Raw genomic sequence first — 16,052 nt, 5'->3', positions numbered from 1 at the left:
CCTGCGGGGCGAGAAGCTTGCCACAGCAGGTGGCGGGGCGCTGGTGCGGGGTCAGCTGTTCCCGGATGGCACAACCGCCTCGGCCTCCAGCGCCAGGTCGACGCCGCTGGCCTCGATGGCGGTCTCGTGCACCACCTGCAGCTGCTCGGCGGCGCTGCGCGGCCGCGTGCGGCCCGGCTGCTGCGCGGCGATGTAGCGGCCCAGCCGGCGCGCACGCGCCACCACCGCACGGCCCGGCGGCAGCCGCTCGGCGGCATAGGCCTGCAGCGCGGCGGGCGTGGCACCGTGCGCGGCAATGGCGGCCACCAGCGCCACCGCGTCGTCGCCGGCCTTGCTGACGCCCATGCCCACGTGCGGCCGGGCCACGAACGCGGCGTCGCCCAGCAGGGCCACGCGGCCGAAGGCCAGCTGCGGCGACTCCAGGTCGTAGATCGGCTGCAGGAAGGGCACGGCGGTCTTCTCCAGCACTTCCGCGAACTGCGGCGCCAGCTTGGCGCGCGCGGCCTGGCGCACGTCGGCGATGCAGCGCCACGCCACCTGCTGCGGCGCGATGCCGTCGGGGTGGTGCACGCCGTCGGCGTCGGTCAGCAGCGCCTGCAGTTCGGCGCCCGCCGCGGCCGGCCGGTACCAGACGAAGTTCCAGCGCCGCGCACCCGGCGCCGTGCTGTCGCCGCTGCCGGCCACCGGGTAGCCGATCATCTGCTCGCCGTCGGGCAGGCCGAAGCCGAAGTGCTCGAACAGCGTCTGCCGCGTGTGGCGCGACAGCGCGGCTTCGTCGCAGACGCCGCGCCAGGCCACGTAGCCCGCGTACTGCGGCTGCACGGCGGGCGCGAGCTGCGCGCGCAGGCCCGAGCGGATGCCGTCGGCCGCCACCACCAGGTCGGCGTGCAGCGTCTCGCCGCCGGCCAGCTGCACGCTGGCACCGTGCGCGTGCTGCGCCACGGACTGGACCTGCGCGCCGAGCCGGTGGTGCTCGGGCGGCAGCGCTGCGCGCAGCAGCGCGTACAGCCGGCCCCACGAGGTGAGGATCTGCGGGTGCGCCCACGTGGCCTGCGTGCTGCCGTCGGCCGCCAGCAGCACGCGCGAGGCCACGGCCACGCCCAGCGTGCCGTCGGCAGCCAGGCCGCAGCCGCGCAGCGCCGCGCGCAGCGTGTCGTGCGTGACGATGCCGGCGCCGCGGCCTTCCAGCGAGCGCGGCGAGCGTTCCAGCACGGTCACGTCGTGGCCGGCACGCAGCAGCAGGTTGCCGGCCATCAGCCCGCCGAGCGAGCCGCCGACGACGAGGATGCGCGCCACGGTCAGGCCGCCGCGGCTTCGTGGGCCGGGAAGTTCAGCTCGACGACGACGCCGTTGGGGTCGTCGACGAAGACCTGGTGCAGGCCGAGGTCGGGCACGGTGCGCTCGCGGCACGGCAGCCCCAGGCGCTGCAGCCGCGCCAGCGTCTCGGCCAGCCCGGTGGCGAAGAAGGCCACGTGGTCGATGGCGCCGGTGCCGTGCAGCGCCGCCTCGTCGCGGTCGCCCAGGTAGGCGCGCAGGCCTTCGGGGTCGTTGCGGTCGATGCCGATGATGTGCACGGCGGCGTTGGCCCACTGCGACGTGTCGCCGGCATACAGCCACAGGCCTGGGAACTGGAAGGCCGGTCGTGGCCCCACCACCAGCCCGAGCGCGTCGCAGTAGAAGCGCTCGCAGGCCGCCAGGTCCAGCGTGCGGATCGAGTAGTGGTTCAGCGACAGCGCCATGACGCAGGCTCCGGGGCACCGGCGACACGCCGGCCCGGCATTATTGATCACACGATCAATGCGTGCACTGCGGCTATCCCGGGTGGGCCTCGGCCGCCAGCGGCGCCGGCCGCGCACGCAGCGCCCACAGCACGCCCGCCACCAGCAGCGCGATGCCCGCCAGCGTGGCCGGCACCGGCCACTGGCCGCGCAGCACGAAGGCGTAGACCAGCGCCGCCAGCGTCTCGAACACGATGAGCTGGCCCACCAGCGTGGTCGGCAGGCGCTGGCTGGCCTCGTTCCAGCACAGCGTGCCCAGCCAGGACGCGAACAGGCCGATCCCGAACATCAGCAGCACGAAGCGCTCGGGCGTGGGCCCGAGCGGCAGCGCGAAGCCGTCGCCCGCGCCCGTGACCGCCAGCCCCAGCGCGCCCAGCGCCGCCAGCGGCAGCGTTGCGATGCCTTGCGCGGTGGCCCAGGTGCTCGGGCTGCGGCCCGGGTGGTTGCGCAGCCAGTCGGCGTTGCGCAGCGGGTACCAGGTCCAGCAGGCCACGGCCAGCAGCGCCAGCGCCGCGCCGCTGGCGTAACGGCCGAGGTCGGCCTGCGGGTCGAGCTGCTGCAGCTCGGCGTGGTTGACGAGCCCGATGCCGGTGGCGATCAGTGCCAGCGACGGCGCCAGCCGTCCCCAGGCGAGGCGGCCGTCGCGCGCGTGGTCGCGCAGGTTGGAGCTGATCGCGATGACGACCGGCAGCGTGCCGATGAGCATGGTGGGCAGCGGGCCGCCGGCACGCTGGATCGCCGCCGCCAGGAACAGGTAGTACAGCAGGTTGCCGACCAGCGCGAGCTTGGCGGCTTCGAGCCAGTCGGCGCGTGTCAGCTCGGCGATGCGGGCGCGGTCCCACCAGGCCAGCGGCAGCGCGATCAGCCCGAAGGCCAGGTAGCGCCCCACCGACAGCACGGCCGCCGGGTACTGCGGCAGCAGCAGCGGCGCGACGAAGACCAGCCCCCACATGAGGCCGGCGGCGAGCGCGAAGCAGGTTCCAGACAGCAGGGCGGCACGGTGCGGCATGGCCGCGACTGTGCCAGGGTCGGCGGCGGGGTCAGCCGCCGCTGCCGCCCTGCACGCAGCGGAACCCGATGTAGACGGCGGCGAAGTCGGCCGCCTTCCAGGCCTGCACGTCGGCACGCATCTGCTCGGGCCCGTACCACCACGAGCCGCCCATCGTGCGGCGCTCGCCAGCCCGGGCGTCGGCCACCCATTCCCAGACGTTGGCGCCCATGTCGTGCAGGCCATTGACGCCCGCGGCGGTGGCGCCGGCCGGCGCGGCGCGCGGCCAGGGGTCGGCGCCGCTGGTGTTGGCGCCGGCCGGGCTGTCGCCCGTGGGCCAGGGGTAGGTGCGGCCGCGCTGCCAGGGCGCGGGCGGGTCGGCCCGCTGCTCGGTGAAGGCGGCCTGCAGCCACTCGGCGGCGGTGGGCAGGCGCCCACCGGCCCAGCGGCAGTAGGCCGCTGCCTCCGCGTGCGTGACGTGCACCGCGGGCAGCGTGTCGGCGGTCGCCGCCGACGGCGGGCCGTCGGGCGCGCGCCAGGTCCAGCCCGGGCGCCGCTGCCAGCCGCCGTCGAACTCGAAGCCGCCGCCCTCGCGTTCGGCGCGCGTGCGCAGGCCGGTGGCCTGCACGAAGCGCGCGAACTGCGCCACCGTGACCTCGGTGCGGTCGATGGCCAGGCCGCCCAGCTGCACGCGCGGCTGCGCGGTGGCGGCGGTGGCAGCCAGCAGGCCGGCGAGGGCGCAGGCCGTGTGCAACAGGGTCGTCGTCATGGCGGTGCCGATGATGGCGCGGCGCGAAAGCCCGTGCCCGGCAGGGCCGACCGCGCCCCGCGCGCCGCGTTCAGCCGTGGGCGTGCAGCCAGGCCGCGACCTGGCTGCGCGAGGCGAGGTCGAGCTTGCCCAGGATGTTGGCCACGTGCCGCTTCACGGTGTGCGGGCTGATGTCCAGCGCCCGGGCGATCAGCTTGTTGCTGTCGCCGGCGGCCATGCGTTCTAGCACCTCGCGCTCGCGCGCGCTCAGGCCGTGGTCGGGGCCATCGGCCGCGGTCGCGGCGATGGCGGCGGTCGCGGCGGTGGCCGATGCCGGCGTCGATGTCGACGACGGCACCGGCCCGCCGCGCAGCGCCTGCGACAGCTGCGCCGCCGCCGCCAGCTCGGCGTGCTGGGCGGCAGACAGCCGCGTGGCCCAGGGCGCGTCCGCCAGCGCCTGCAGCACCACCGGCCCGCACAGCAGGGCCTGGCCGCGCACGCCCTCGCCGATCAACCGGTCGAGCACCGGCGCCACCACGGCGGCCGCCTCGTCGAGGCGTCCCTGGCGCATCAGCGCGTGGCCGGCGCGCAACGTGAGGTCGGTGCGCTGGCCCATCACGTCCATCTCGGGCAGCTTGGGCAGCAGCTGCGCGAACAGCGCCGAGGCATCGGCCCAGCGCCCTTCGGCAGCGGCGAAGCGCGCGCGCACGGCGGTGGCGCGCGGGCTGTTCGCGGCCGGGTTGCGCAGCGGGTCTTCCTTCAGCAGCATGGCCCAGGCCTGCAGGCCCGCGGGGTCGGCGCCGACGCTGTCGGTGAGGCGGATGCCGTACACCGCCATGTGGTGCCGCCACAGCACCAGGCTGGCCGGCGTGGACGACGCCGCCTGCGCCTGGCGCGCGATGCGTGCCTGCAGCCGCGCCTGCAGCGCCGGGCCGCGGCCGAGCATGCCGTCGACGATCATGCGGAACAGCTCGACGTTGACCTGCAGCTCGCCCGACACCGCCAGCCACTGCATGTCGGCCTCGGTGGCCTCGATCTCGGCCAGCGCCTCGGGCATGCGCCCGGCCCACAGGTGGCCGAAGGCGTGGACCAGGCGCAGTTCGCCGCGCATCGGCAGCGGCCGGTCGCCCAGGCGCGGCAGCACGCCGGCCACGTAGCGCGCCAGCAGCGGCTGCATGCCGGCGATGGTGCTCCAGTTGACGGGCGGCGCGCACTCCCACCAGCGCACCAGCGACTCGCCGCGCTCGAGGATGTCGAGCAGCGCGCCGTACAGCGCTGGCAGCTGCCGGTGCTCGCCGCGGCGGAAGTGCTGCGAGCAGTCGGCCAGTAGCGTCAGCGCGCGCGCGGTGGGCGCCAGCGCCGGCTCCTGCGCGTGCAGCGCCGCGATCAGCGCCTCGGCCTCGCCGTTGCGGTCCAGCGGGTACAGCGCGCTGGCCAGCGTCGCCTGTGCCAGGTGCAGCTCGGCGGTGTCGCCGCTGCGCCCGGCGCTGTCGATGGCCTGCTCGCACCAGCGCGCCATGTCCACCCACTGCCAGCGCAGGCACGCAGCGGCCGCGGCGAGCCGCTGCGAGCGCGCGCTGCGCTGCGCCGGCGGCACCTGCTCCACCAGGCGCAGCACCTCGCCGGCCCCGCCTTCGAGGAACAGCGCGTCGGCAGCATCGCCCAGCGCCGCCTCGGCGGCTGGCCAGTCCTGCGCCCGCAGCAGGTAGCCCACGCGGCGCAGCGCGTCGGTCTCGCCGGCGGCGGCGCGGCGCAGCAGCGCGGGCAGCTCGCCGGGCAGATGCTGCTGCAGCCGCAGCAGCAGCGCGTCGCGGAACAGGTCGTGCAGCACCAGCGTGCGCTCCTGCGCGTCGAGCGCCGTGACGAACAGGCCGCGGCGCTCGATCTCGTCGAGCCACTCGGCGGCGCGCCGGTCGCCGCTGACGGCCGCGGCGCGCGGCGCGGTCAGCTCGGGCAGCACGGCCGTGCGCAGCAGGAAGTCGTGCAGCGGCTCGGGCATCTCGGCCAGCACCTCGGCGGCGAGGTAGTCGAACAGGTGGCGGTCGATCAGCGCGTGGCCGGCCACGGCCATGCCGCCGCGCGTGCGCAGCGCCGCCAGCGCCAGCCGCAGCCCGGCGGGCCAGCCGGCGGTGCGCTCGAACAGCTCGGCCGTGCGCTCGGCCGCCTGCGGCAGCGCCTCGGCGGCGAGCAGCGCCGCCGTCTCGTCGCGGCTGAAGCGCAGGTCGTCCTGGTTGAACTCGGCCAGCTCGCCGGCGGCGCGCAGCCGTGCCAGCGCCAGCGGCGGCGCGGTGCGGCTGGCCAGCACCAGCGTCCAGCGCGCCGGCAGGCGCTCGACCAGCAGGTCCAGCAGCGTGAACACCGCCGGCTGCTCCACGCGGTGCAGGTCGTCCAGCACGATGGCGCCGCGCGCGGCCTCGCAGTCGGCCAGCGCGTTCAGCAGCTCGGCGGCGGCGCGCTGCAGGCCGCTGGCCTCGCCGCTGCCGGCCAGCGACACCAGCGCCTCGGGCGCGGTGCGCCAGGGCAGGTCGTGCGGCTCCAGCGCCGCCACCAGGCAGGCGAACACGCGCTCGGCGTCATCGTCGCTGTCCAGCGACACCCAGGCCGTGGCGAGCCCGGGCCCCTGCTGCTGGGCCAGCGCCAGCTGCGCCGCCAGCGCCGAGGTCTTGCCGAAGCCGGCCGGCGCCTGCAGCAGCACCACGCGGTGCGCCCGCAGCGCGCGCGCGACGGCGCCGTCGAGCTGCGGGCGCTCGACCCGCGCCACGCGCTGGCGCGGCGGCTGGATCTTGGTGCTGGCAAAGCGCAGGGCTTCCATGGCTGGGCGCGAGCCTAAGGCAAAACGCCGCCGCTGCAACACTGGCTATGCTGGGCGCCGACAGCCGCAGCACGACCGCGGGACCACGACAGGAGACACGGCATGGCACAGCACATCCTGGCGCTCGACCAGGGCACCTCCAGCTCGCGCAGCATCGTCTTCGATGCGCAGGGCCGCATCGTCGCGATGGCGCAGCGCGAGTTCCGCCAGATCTACCCGCAGCCCGGCTGGGTCGAGCACGACCCCGAAGAGATCTGGCGGACGCAGCTGGCCACCGCACACGAGGCGCTGGCGCGCGCCGGGCTGACCGCGCACGACATCGCCGGCATCGGCATCACGAACCAGCGCGAGACCACGGTGCTGTGGAACCGGCGCACCGGCCAGCCCGTCCACAACGCGATCGTCTGGCAGGACCGTCGCGGCGAGCCGCTGTGCGCGCAGCTGCGCGCGCACGGCCTGCAGGAGCAGGTGCGCCGCAGCACCGGGCTCGTCATCGACAGCTACTTCTCGGCCACCAAGATCCGCTGGCTGCTCGACCACGTGAACGGCGCGCACATCGCGGCGGCCCGCGGCGAGCTGGCCTTCGGCACCATCGACAGCTGGCTGCTGTGGAAGCTGACCGGTGGCCACGTGCATGCCACCGACGTGAGCAACGCGTCGCGCACGATGCTGTTCGACATCCGCCACAACGTCTGGGACCACGAGCTGCTGAAGGTGCTGCACGTGCCCGACAGCCTGCTGCCGCGGGTGTTCCCGTCGAGCCACGTGTTCGGGGAGACCACGCTGTTCGGCGCGCCGCTGCCGATCGCCGGCATCGCGGGCGACCAGCAGGCGGCGCTGTTCGGCCAGGCCTGCTTCAGCGCCGGGCTGGCGAAGAACACCTACGGCACCGGCTGCTTCATGCTGATGCACACCGGCGGGCAGTGCACCGCCTCCAACCACGGCCTGCTCACCACCGCGGCGGCCCAGCCCGGCAGCACGCCCGAGTACGCGCTGGAAGGCAGCGTCTTCATCGGCGGCGCGGTGGTGCAGTGGCTGCGCGACGGGCTGCGCGCCATCAGCTCCAGCGACCAGGTGCAGGCGCTGGCGGAAAGCGTGCCCGACGCCGGCGGCGTGGTCGTGGTGCCGGCCTTCACCGGCCTGGGCGCGCCCTACTGGAACGCCGACGCGCGCGGCACCATCGTGGGCTTGAGCCGCGGCACGACGGTGGCCCACATCGCACGCGCGGCGCTGGAGAGCATCGCGTTCCAGAGCGCCGCGCTGCTGCAGGCGATGGCGCGCGACACCGGCGCCGTGACCGAGCTGCGCGTGGACGGCGGCGCCAGCGTCAACGATCTGCTGATGCAGTTCCAGGCCGACCTGCTGGGCATCCCGGTCGTGCGGCCGCGCATCACCGAGACGACGGCACTGGGAGCCGCCTACCTGGCCGGGCTGGCCACCGGCGTCTGGCCCGACCAGGACACGCTGGCACGGCACTGGCAGGTGGAGCGGCGCTTCCTGCCGACGATGCCGCGCACGCGGGCGGCGGAGCTGATGGCGGGCTGGGAACACGCGGTGCGCCAGGCCTGCGCGGCCTGAACCGCAAGCCCGGCGGCACGGTCAGGCGTTCACCGCCCGCCACCACTGCGAGAACGAGGCCAGACGCCGGCCAGGGTCGGCAAAGAGCCGCTGCACCGGCGACTGCGCCGCCGGCTGCAGCAGCGTGCCCAGGTGCGGGTCGGCGCGCGTGCCGGCGCTGGCCGGCAGCGGCGCGTCGCACCACTGCGCAGGCGTGCCCAGCGCGGCCATGCGCGTGGCCACGAACTGCCAGCGCCGCGCGCTCCAGGCCCAGCGCTGGTGGAAGGCGGCGACGAACACGCCCACCGCGCGCTGCCCTGGCGGCGCCTCGCCCAGCGCCCAGGGGTGGGCGAGCCAGGCATGGTCGAGGCTGCCCTGCGGCGCCAGCTTCAGCCCCGGCGGCGGCGTGTGCAGCAGCGGCGGTTCGTCCACCGGCGTGCCGCCGCCCCCAGGCACCGGGGTGGCGCTGCGCGCCAGCGCGTCGAGCGCTTCGTACGAGGTGTCGAGCACCGTGCCCGGGCTGTGCCAGGGCGCCGGCGCGTGGCGCGCCACGTTCTCGGCGTTGAACAGGTAGGGCTTGTGGCTGCCGGTGCCGGCCACCCACTGCCAGCTGAGATGGTTGCTGGCGAGGTCGCCGTCGAGCAGGTGGCCGTACAGCCAGTCGGCACCCGCGCGCCAGTGCACCTTGCGCAGGTGCACCACGTAGCTGGCCAGCCACATGCGCGCGTGGTTGTGCAGCCAGCCGGTGGCGTAGAGCTGGCGCACCGCCTGGTCGACCACCGGCACACCGGTGGCGCCGCGGCGGATGTCCTCGGGCAGCGCCGGCAGGTAGGCGTCGTCGGGCAGCGGGCCGGCGTGCAGCGACGCGAACATGCCGTCGCCCGCGTGCCGCCACACGTGGTGGAAGAACTCGCGCCAGCCGAGTTCGTAGAGGAACTTCGACTCGCCGTGCACGCTGTGGTGCTGGCGCACCGCCGACAGCACGCCCGGCAGCGAGACGAAGCCGTGCGTGATGTAGGGCGACAGCCGCGTCACCGCGCCGTCGAGGTGGTTGCGGGTGCGGGCGTAGTCGCCGGGGCGCACGGCGGCGATGCGGGCGCGGGCGGCAGCCAGCGTGGGCTCGAAGGCCGTGCCGGCGTCGCCGTCGAACAGGTCGGGGGTGGACGTCATGGCCCCGATCAGACCACGGCGCGGTGCCGCTTCGGCACGGCGCGCCGTCAAAACAATTCGCCCTGCGTCGATGCCGTGCGCGTGCGGCGCCGCGCCGTGCCCGACGGCGGCAGCCCGGCCTTGCGCGAGCCGTGCTGCTGCTGCACTGCGTCGGCCTCGGCGCGCGCCTCGGGCGTGCGGCGCAGGCCGTAGAGCGTTTCCTTCGCAAACGCCAGCGCGCGGCGTTCGTCGACGATGGGCTGCGGGTAGGCCGGCGTGCCCAGTTCGGGCACCCAGCGCCGCACGAAGGCGCCGGTGGGGTCGTGCTCGGCCGCCTGCCGGGCCGGCGAGTAGATGCGCAGCGTGTTGATGCCGGTGGTGCCGCTCTGCATCTGCATCTGGCTCCAGTGGATGCCGGGCTCGAAGTCGAGGAACTGCCGCGCCAGGAACAGCCCCGGCGCGCGCCAGTCCAGCCACAGGTGGTAGGCCGCGAAGCTCACCAGCATGGCGCGCATGCGGAAATTGAGCCAGCCGGTGGCGCACAGGTGGCGCATGCAGGCGTCGACCATGGGGTAGCCGGTGCGGCCGGCGCACCAGGCCTCGAGGCGCTCTTGCTCTGGCGGGGTGTCGGGCAGCACTTCGCGCAGGCGGTCGCGCCCGCCGCCGCGCACGCCGTCGCAGCTGCGGGCGAAGTTGCGGTGCTCGATGGCGGGCTCGTCTTCCAGCTTCTGCATGAAGTGGCAGTGCCAGCGCAGCCGGCTGGCGAAACCGCGCAGGCCGTAGGCAAGCTGGCGGTCGGGCGTGGCGGCGATGGCGGCTTCGGTGGCCTGGTGCACGCTGCGCATCGACAGGCTGCCGAAAGCCAGGTGCGCGCTGAGGCGGCTGCAGCCGTCGGGCGCGGTGATGGGGCTCGACAGCGCGCGGCGGTAGTCGCGGCCGCGGCCGGCCAGGAAGCTGTGCAGCGTTCGCCACGCGGCGGCCTCGCCGGCCGGCGGCAGCGGCCGCGAGGCCGGCAGGCCCAGGCTGTGCAGCGTCGGCAGCGCGTGCAGTTCCAGCGGGTCGAAGGCGGCGCCCGCGTAGCCCACGGGCTGCGCCACCTCGGGCGCGTCCATGCGCCGCGCCCACTGCGCGGCCCAGCCGCTACGGCTGCGCAGCCGCCGCACCACGCCGGTCTGCGGCCACTCGTGCCACACCACGCCACGCGCGTGGCACCAGGCGGCCACGGCGCGGTCGCGGTCGTAGCTCCAGCCGGTGCCGGTCTCCTCGTGGCTCAGCAGGTGGCTGAACGCGACCGTGCGGCGCAGCTCGTCGAACACCGCCGGCACATCGCCCACCCGCACCAGCAGCGGCAAATCGCGGGCCGCCAGCCCGGCGCGCAGCTCGGCCAGGCACTGCAGCGTGGTGGCCACGTGCTGCGGGTCGCACTCGGGGCTGGCGAGCCACGCGGGTTCGATGACGAACAAGCCCGCGGCCGCGCCGTGCTGCGCCGCCGCGGCCAGCGGCGCGTGGTCGCGCAGCCGCAGGTCGCGCTTGAACCAGACGAGGGCTGTGGACATGCGCTGATTGTCCGGACTGCAGGCGCCCGCCGCCGCCCGCACAGCGCACACGAACGCGTCAATGCGGCGTCAGCTCACTGCCAGCTCAGCGGGTTCACGCGGTAGTAGCCCGCCAGCTCCGCGAACAGCGCCGGCTGCTCGCCGGCCAGGGCTTCGGGCTGCTCGAAGAAGGCCTCGCTGGCCACCGCGAAGAACTCCGCCGGGTCGGTGGCACCGTAGGGGTCGAGCACGCCGGGCAGCCCGGCGTCCACGCGCGCGCGGAGCGCGGCGTAGGCCGCGCCCAGCGTCGCCGCCCAGCGCGCGTAGTGCACGCGCCGGCCCAGGAAGGGCGCGCCGTTGGCGGCGCCGCTCTCCTGGTCGAGCTGGTGCGCGAACTCGTGGATCACGACGTTGCGCCCGTCGCCGGGCACGGCCGCGCCTGCCAGCACGTCGTCCCACGACAGGAGCACCTGCCCCTGCTGCCACGACTCGCCCAGCAGCACCCGGCGTTCGCCACGCTCGAGGCCCGCGCCGTCGCGCTGCACGCGGTCGACGACGAAGGCGCCCGGGTACAGCAGCACCTGGCGCAACTGCGGGAAGTAGCCGGCGCGCCGGTTCAGCAGCAGCAGGCCGGCCTGCGCGGCGATCAGCACGCGCATCTCCTCGGTGACGACGAGACCGTCGCAGCCCAGCACGGGCTTCTCGGCCACGAGCACCTGGATGTGCTTCTTCAGCTGCAGCTGCAGGTCGGCCGGCAGGCGGCGGAAGTACGGCATGCGCTGCTGCAGCACCTGCCGCCACGCGTGCGGGAAGGGCCGCCGCGTGATGCGCCAGCGCCGCAGCGCGGCCCACAGCGGCGGGCCCCACAGCCAGGCCGCGACCGCCAGGGCCAGCGCGGCCAGCACCGCGAGCGGAACGAGAGACAAGATCGCGGCTTCCATCGGGCCCAGGACAGCGGCAGTTGGGCCCGCGCGGCCGCGAATTCAAGCCCTGGGTTCGCAGCGCACGTCGGTGTGGACCGAGTTGGCGATGAAGCAGGCGGCGTGCGCGCGGTGGTGCAGGTCGTGCAGCTGCTCGGCGCCGGGCTGCCGGCCGGCGAACACCACGTGCGGCCGCAGCGTCACCTCGGTCATCGCCATGCGGCCCTGCGCGTTGCGCGCCATCACGCCCTCGGCGGCGTCCTCGTAGCGGTCCACGCACCAGCCGTCGGCGGCGGCCAGCGACAGGAACCACAGCATGTGGCAGCTCGACAGCGAGGCCACGAACATCTCTTCCGGGTCCACCGCCGCAGGGTCGGAGTACCGCGGCACGACCAGCGGCGACGACGACGCCGGCAGCTCCACGCCGCCGTCGAAGCGCAGCCGGTGGGCGCGGTGGTAGCGGTTGTCGGTGAAGGCCTCGCCTTCGGCGCGCTGCCACAGCAGCTGGGCGGTGTATGCATGCATGCCGGCATTCTGCGGCGGCGGTGGGCTGGTGGGGCGGCAGCTGCGATCATCGGCACCATGATCCAACTGCACTACCACCCCAGCAACGCCAGCTTCGCGCCGCACGCGCTGCTGCGCGAGATCGGCGTGCCCTTCGAGTTGCTGCTCGTGGACCGCGCGCACCAGGCGCACAAGGCGCCGGCCTACCTGCGGCTGAACCCGAACGGCCTGATCCCGGTGCTGGTCGACGGCGACCTGGTGCTGTACGAGACGGCAGCAATCTGCCTGCACCTCGTCGACACGCACCCGCAAGCCGGCCTGGCGCCGGCACTGGGCACGCCCGAGCGCGCGCACTTCTACAAGTGGCTGGTGTGGCTGACGAACACGCTGCAGGCGACGCTGATCCATTACTTCTACCCCGAGCGCCTGGTGGATGCCGGCAACACGGCCGGCGCCGCGCAGGTGAAGGCGCACGCGCAGGCGCGCGTGGTCGCGCTGCTGCAGCAGATCGACGACCAGCTCGCCGCCCACGGCGGCCCGTGGTTGTTGGGGTCGTCCTACACAGCTACAGACATTTACACCTGGATGCTGTGCCGCTGGACACGCGGATTCAGCGACCGCCCGGCCCGTGACTTTCCGCACATCGGGCCCTACCTGGCCCGGGTGCTGGCCCGGCCGGCCATGCAGCAGGCTGTTGCGGCCGAACAACTTCCAGCGCCGTTGGTCTGAGCGCACGGGGCAAGGCGGTTGCAACTGGTGACAGGAACCAGTGTTCGGTGACTGTTCGGCCCTCAGGTGGGTGGGCCCGACGTCGAAAATCTGGGAACAGATTCCCAGGTTCTCCGGGCCCCGACTCCCAGACGCCGCACCCTGCGGTGCCGGGGCCGCGGGCCCCAGCACAAGAAAGTCGTCGTGGACATCACCCGCCAGCCCCAGCCCCGCAGCGCCGCACGTTCCCTGCCCGCCAGCCACCCGATCCGCCGCTTCCCGCGCACCCGCATCGCCGCCGTGACGCTGGCAGCCCTGGCCGCGGCCGGCGCAGCGGCGGCCCAGGCCCAGGTCCAGGCCGCCGCCGACTGGGCGCCGGGCCGCCTGCTCGTGATGCCCCGTGCCGGCCTGCCGGCCGCGGAACTGGAGCGCGTGATCGGCGTGCCCGGGAGCCGGTCGCGGCGGCTGGGCGGCAGCGGCGTGCACGTGGTCGAGCTGCCGCCGCAGGCCTCGGAAGTGGCGGTGCTGAACCGCCTGGCACGCCACCCGCACCTGAAGTTCGCCGAACTCGACCGCCGCGTGCGCAGCGGCATGGCGGCGTCCGACCCCTACATGGGCAGCGCCTGGCACCTGCCGAAGATCTCGGCGCCGACGGCCTGGGACACGGCCCAGGGCCGCGGCATCACCATCGCCATCCTCGACTCGGGCGTGCTGGCCACGCACGCCGACCTGGCCGCCAACCTGGTGCCGGGCTGGAACTTCGTCGACAACAACGCCAACACCGCCGACGTGCGCGGCCACGGCACGCAGGTGGCCGGCACGGCGGCCGCCATCACGAACAACGGCACCGGCGTCGCCGGGGTGGCCGGCGCGGCGCGCATCATGCCGATCCGCGTCTCGGACAGCTCGGGCTACGCCTACTACAGCACCATCGCCGCCGGCGTGACCTGGGCGGCCGACAACGGCGCGCGCGTGGCCAACGCCAGCTTCGCGGGCGTCTACGCCAGCGCGTCGGTGCAGAGCGCCGCCAGCTACCTGAAGAGCAAGGGCGGCCTGCTGGTCGTGGCTGCCGGCAACAGCAACGCCAACGACGGCTCGCCGGCCAGCACGACGATGATCCCGGTGTCGGCCACCGACAGCAACGACGCCAAGGCCAGCTGGTCGAGCTACGGCAGCTACGTCGCCGTGGCCGCGCCCGGCGTCGGCATCTGGACCACCCACAGCGATGGCAACTACGCGTCGGTGTCGGGCACCTCGTTCGCGGCACCGGCCACGGCCGGCGTGATCGCGCTGATGATGTCGGTGCAGCCGACGCTGTCGCCGGCACAGGTGGAAAGCCTGCTGTACCAGACCGCGCTCGACCTGGGCACGGCCGGCCGCGACATCTACTTCGGCCACGGCCGGGTCGATGCCGCTGCCGCGGTGGCTGCTGCGGCCGCGACGGCCACGGTGGACAGCCAGGCGCCGTCGGTGGCCGTGGCCTCGCTGGCCAACGGCGCCAGCGTCAGCGGCCTCGTGCCGGTGGACGTGAGCGCCAGCGACAACGTCGGCGTGACCCGTGTCGACCTGCGCGTGAACGGCAAGACCGTGGCCAGCGACAGCAGCGCGCCCTACCAGTTCAGCTGGGACAGCAGCACGCTGGCCAACGGCACGGCCAGCATCAGCGCGGTGGCGGTCGACGCCGCCGGCAACAGCGGCAGCTCGGCCACCGTGTCGGTGACGGTCGCCAACACCACCGTGGCGCCCCCCCCGGTGGTGGCGGACACCACCGCGCCGGCAGTGCAGCTGCTGAACCCGGCCAGCGGCAGCAAGGTGTCGGGCGTCGTGGCCGTGCGCGCCAGCGCCAGCGACGACAGCGGCAGCGCAGGCCTCAAGCAACAGCTCTACATCGACGGCAAGCTCGTGGCCTCGGCCACCGGTGGCAGCCTGTCCTACAACTGGAACACCCGCAAGGTGAAGGCCGGCAGCCACACGCTGCAGGCCGTGGCCACCGACGCCGCCGGCAACAAGAACGCGGTGTCGGTGACGGTCTCGCGCTGAACCACCGCAGCGCACTGGCGCCGCAAGCCCATGAAAAAAGCCCGTCGGTGACGGGCTTTTTGCTGTGCGCCCCGCAAGGCGCTGCGACCAGGATCAGCCGCGACGGCGGCGGCCGGCGGCAGCCGCACCCAGCAGCGCCAGGCCGACGAGGGCCAGCGACGCGGGTTCCGGCACGCCGGTTTCCGGGCCCCCGTCACAGTCGAAGCAGCCAGCGGTGCTCTCGTACGACTGGCCGCTCAGGCCGACGTCTTGCCACTTGGCGCTGTAGGGGCTGGTGAACGTAACGCCGCTGGCGCTGAAGTCACCTGCCGTGGTCAGCGTCAGCTGGAACACATTGACTTCACCTTCAGCCAGACCACCACCGATGGCGCCGCCTGCGCAGCCGCCCGAAGAGTAGACGCACAGGTCGACGCGGTTGGCGCCAGGACCGCCGGCACCGCCGCCCGAGCCCGGGAGGATCAGGTCAACACCCGCATCCCAGCCCGCGTTGGCCACGGCGCCGGTCAGCGTCGGCGCGACCACATCGATGCCGAAGGACATCAGCGCGTTCTGGCCCGGGCCCGACGAGGCGTTGGTCGCCGTCACCGAGAACACGGCCGTGCTGCTGGTCAGCGAGGTCAGCGAGAACGCGAAGGTCGTGTTCAGCGAAGCGCCGTCCCAAGTGAGGACGTAAGACAGGGTGCTGGCGTCACCGACGGAGTCGAAGGTGACGGCGGCGGCCTGCGCGCTGCCGATGGCCCCGAAGCCCAGGGCCCCGGCTGCCACGACGGAGGAGAGAACTCGTTGTGCGAATGACTTCATTGCTGCGCCCTGAGAGGTGGTGAAGGGGACGGGTGACTTGTGACGAGAAGAAAGCAGCTTTTGGGCCAGCTTTCCCAACCCATTGATTTGGGTGGGTTTTCCCACTCAGCTCCCGGGGCGGTGCCGGGCGGTTGTCAAGTTTCTCGACAAGTCACAGGCAGCGCCAGACCGGCCCGCACGGAGCGGTCGGTCAGGTATGACGCCCAAACAACTGGTGGAACACCGCCGGTTCGCGCAGCTCGCGCGTGCGCAGGCCCAGCAGCGGCTCGTCGAACGGCGCGCGCGAGTCCAGGCCGTCGGTGCTGGGCGAGGCGCCAGCGCCCAGCACGTCGGAGACGAAGCGCTGCATCTCCGGGTTGGACGAGGTGTGGGTCATCAGCGCGCCGGTGAGCGACAGCACGCGGGCCCAGATCGCGGTGTCGCCGCCGTCCAGCAGGTGCCGGGGGAAGCCCCATTCATCGAGTTGTCGCATGGCGGTCCGGTGTGACGAGTTGTTTCACCGGGTATCGGCC

At 74.2% G+C, this 16,052-nt stretch carries 14 protein-coding genes; 3 read left to right on the top strand and 11 right to left on the bottom strand.

Going from position 1 to position 16,052, the window contains the following annotated elements; genetic code table 11:
* Positions 1-51: 51 nt before the first annotated feature.
* From ACPOLB_RS16595 to ACPOLB_RS16575, 5 genes are all read right to left on the bottom strand, one after another.
* The gene (locus tag ACPOLB_RS16595) at positions 52-1,296 is read right to left on the bottom strand and encodes an FAD-dependent monooxygenase (RefSeq protein ID WP_425257123.1); all 1,245 of its coding nucleotides are present in this window, start codon (positions 1,294-1,296) and stop codon (positions 52-54) included.
* Between the two features lie 2 nt (positions 1,297-1,298).
* On the bottom strand, positions 1,299-1,739 hold the full coding sequence (locus ACPOLB_RS16590) for a VOC family protein (RefSeq protein WP_425257122.1): 441 nt from the start codon (positions 1,737-1,739) through the stop codon (positions 1,299-1,301).
* A gap of 73 nt (positions 1,740-1,812) precedes the next feature.
* Positions 1,813-2,787: a DMT family transporter gene (locus ACPOLB_RS16585; protein WP_425257121.1), complete on the bottom strand. Its 975-nt coding sequence runs from the start codon at positions 2,785-2,787 to the stop codon at positions 1,813-1,815.
* A 31-nt stretch (positions 2,788-2,818) separates the two neighbouring features.
* On the bottom strand, positions 2,819-3,535 hold the full coding sequence (locus ACPOLB_RS16580) for a formylglycine-generating enzyme family protein (protein ID WP_425257120.1): 717 nt from the start codon (positions 3,533-3,535) through the stop codon (positions 2,819-2,821).
* Positions 3,536-3,605: 70 nt separating this feature from the next.
* Positions 3,606-6,326, bottom strand: a complete 2,721-nt coding sequence (locus ACPOLB_RS16575) for a LuxR C-terminal-related transcriptional regulator (RefSeq protein ID WP_425257119.1) — start codon at positions 6,324-6,326, stop codon at positions 3,606-3,608.
* Positions 6,327-6,428: 102 nt separating this feature from the next.
* Here ACPOLB_RS16575 and glpK point away from each other — a divergent pair, with 102 nt between their 5' ends.
* Positions 6,429-7,904, top strand: coding sequence for a glycerol kinase GlpK (glpK, locus tag ACPOLB_RS16570; RefSeq protein WP_425257118.1), 1,476 nt, complete (start codon positions 6,429-6,431; stop codon positions 7,902-7,904).
* Positions 7,905-7,925: 21 nt separating this feature from the next.
* On the opposite strand, the gene ACPOLB_RS16565 is transcribed toward glpK, so the two are convergent.
* The 4 genes from ACPOLB_RS16565 to ACPOLB_RS16550 all read right to left on the bottom strand — a co-directional run bounded on the left by ACPOLB_RS16565 (position 7,926) and on the right by ACPOLB_RS16550 (position 12,012).
* Complete coding sequence (locus ACPOLB_RS16565; protein ID WP_425257117.1) at positions 7,926-9,053, bottom strand: FAD-binding domain-containing protein; 1,128 nt, start codon at positions 9,051-9,053, stop codon at positions 7,926-7,928.
* A gap of 47 nt (positions 9,054-9,100) precedes the next feature.
* Positions 9,101-10,588, bottom strand: coding sequence for a deoxyribodipyrimidine photo-lyase/cryptochrome family protein (locus ACPOLB_RS16560; RefSeq protein ID WP_425257116.1), 1,488 nt, complete (start codon positions 10,586-10,588; stop codon positions 9,101-9,103).
* A gap of 74 nt (positions 10,589-10,662) precedes the next feature.
* Positions 10,663-11,493, bottom strand: coding sequence for a zinc-dependent peptidase (locus ACPOLB_RS16555; RefSeq protein ID WP_425257115.1), 831 nt, complete (start codon positions 11,491-11,493; stop codon positions 10,663-10,665).
* A gap of 57 nt (positions 11,494-11,550) precedes the next feature.
* Complete coding sequence (locus ACPOLB_RS16550; protein WP_425257114.1) at positions 11,551-12,012, bottom strand: OsmC family protein; 462 nt, start codon at positions 12,010-12,012, stop codon at positions 11,551-11,553.
* Positions 12,013-12,069: 57 nt separating this feature from the next.
* On the opposite strand from ACPOLB_RS16550, the gene ACPOLB_RS16545 reads away from it, so the two are divergent.
* Both ACPOLB_RS16545 and ACPOLB_RS16540 read left to right on the top strand, forming a co-directional pair.
* On the top strand, positions 12,070-12,720 hold the full coding sequence (locus ACPOLB_RS16545; RefSeq protein ID WP_425257113.1) for a glutathione S-transferase family protein: 651 nt from the start codon (positions 12,070-12,072) through the stop codon (positions 12,718-12,720).
* 183 nt (positions 12,721-12,903) lie between these two features.
* A complete protein-coding gene (locus ACPOLB_RS16540) occupies positions 12,904-14,739 on the top strand; it encodes a S8 family serine peptidase (RefSeq protein WP_425257112.1) in 1,836 nt (611 codons plus the stop codon).
* Positions 14,740-14,832: 93 nt separating this feature from the next.
* Here the strand turns inward: ACPOLB_RS16540 and ACPOLB_RS16535 are convergent, their stop codons facing one another.
* Both ACPOLB_RS16535 and ACPOLB_RS16530 read right to left on the bottom strand, forming a co-directional pair.
* A complete protein-coding gene (locus ACPOLB_RS16535) occupies positions 14,833-15,540 on the bottom strand; it encodes a cistern family PEP-CTERM protein (RefSeq protein WP_425257111.1) in 708 nt (235 codons plus the stop codon).
* 190 nt (positions 15,541-15,730) lie between these two features.
* A complete protein-coding gene (locus ACPOLB_RS16530; RefSeq protein ID WP_425257110.1) occupies positions 15,731-16,012 on the bottom strand; it encodes a hypothetical protein in 282 nt (93 codons plus the stop codon).
* Positions 16,013-16,052 lie beyond the last annotated feature (40 nt).

The organism is Rubrivivax soli (assembly GCF_049810355.1).
GTDB lineage: Bacteria > Pseudomonadota > Gammaproteobacteria > Burkholderiales > Burkholderiaceae_C > Rubrivivax.
Note: the sequence above shows the minus strand (reverse complement) of the source record. Positions and strands in the feature narration are given on the sequence as shown.